The organism is Limimaricola cinnabarinus LL-001, assembly GCF_000466965.1.
In the GTDB taxonomy this organism is placed as follows: domain Bacteria; phylum Pseudomonadota; class Alphaproteobacteria; order Rhodobacterales; family Rhodobacteraceae; genus Limimaricola; species Limimaricola cinnabarinus.
The window spans coordinates 1-1061 of sequence record NZ_BATB01000162.1 but is presented as its reverse complement, the minus strand read 5'-3'; the positions used below and the strand labels follow the sequence as shown (position 1 = coordinate 1061).

The window sequence follows — 1061 nt, the reverse complement described above, 5'->3', positions numbered from 1 at the left end:
TGCGGCGCAGCCAGATGCTCGAATTCTTTCAGAACCTGCCACCCTGCCTTGTCGGCATGGAAGCCTGCGCCGGTTCTCATCACTGGGCCCGCGCCCTTGGCCGACTGGGCCATGATGTCCGCTTGATGCCGCCGTCTTACGTCAAACCGTATGTTCGGCGCGGCAAGACGGATCAGGTCGACGCGGCCGCGATCTGTGAAGCGGTGACCCGGCCCTCAATGCGCTTCGTTCCGGTGAAGAGCGAGGAGACGCAGGCGCTGCTGCTCTGCCACAAGGCCCGCGAGTTCCTGGTCCGTCAGCTCACGCAGGTCACCAACGCCATCCGGGCCCATCTGGGCGAGTTCGGCATCGTCGCGGCCAAGGGCGTCCACAATGTCGGCAGGCTGCTGGAGGCCGGGGACCGCGCTGATCTTCCGGCTCCTGCGCGACAGCCGCTCCGCCTGCTGGCCGAGCAGTTCTTTCAGACCCAGGAGAAGATCAATGAGCTGACCCGGGAGATCCGCCGGGAGGCTGAGGCTAGCGCACCGGCCAGAAGACTACAGACCATCCCCGGCGTCGGCCCGATCACCGCGACCGCGCTGGTGGCGACCCTGCCGGATGTGGCGGGCTTCCGGACCTCGCGCGATCTGTCCGCCTGGCTCGGTCTGACGCCAAAGCCGCATTCGAGCGGCGGCAAGGAACGGCTGGGGCGCATCTCGAAGATGGGCAACCGCTACCTGCGCCGCCTGCTGTATCTCGGCGTCATGGGCGTCATTACGTCCCGCCGGCATGGGCAGCCTGGCGAGGACTGGTTGTGGCAAATCTTGCAGCGGAAGACCGCGAAGCAGGCCGCCATTGCCTTGGCTAACCGCATGGCCCGGATCGTCTGGGCGCTCTTGAGAAACGGAACGGAATACGAGGCCGCGCGCGCAGCCTGAGAGCTACGAGGCCTCTCGCCTCGGACGAAATGGTGAGGTGCAAGGTGGCATGATGGCCAACTGACGGACATATCGCCGGAATACCCTGTTCGGACCGAAGCGCCTTCGAGCGCGTGCCATTGATCGGGATCCAAGGCGAGACGC

The 1061-nt window shown here is 65.8% G+C and carries 1 protein-coding gene; it reads left to right on the top strand.

Going from position 1 to position 1061, the window contains the following annotated elements:
- Positions 1 to 917 (top strand): IS110 family RNA-guided transposase (locus MBELCI_RS18865; protein ID WP_045320563.1); only part of this gene is annotated, 917 nt, incomplete at its 5' end.
- Positions 918 to 1061 lie beyond the last annotated feature (144 nt).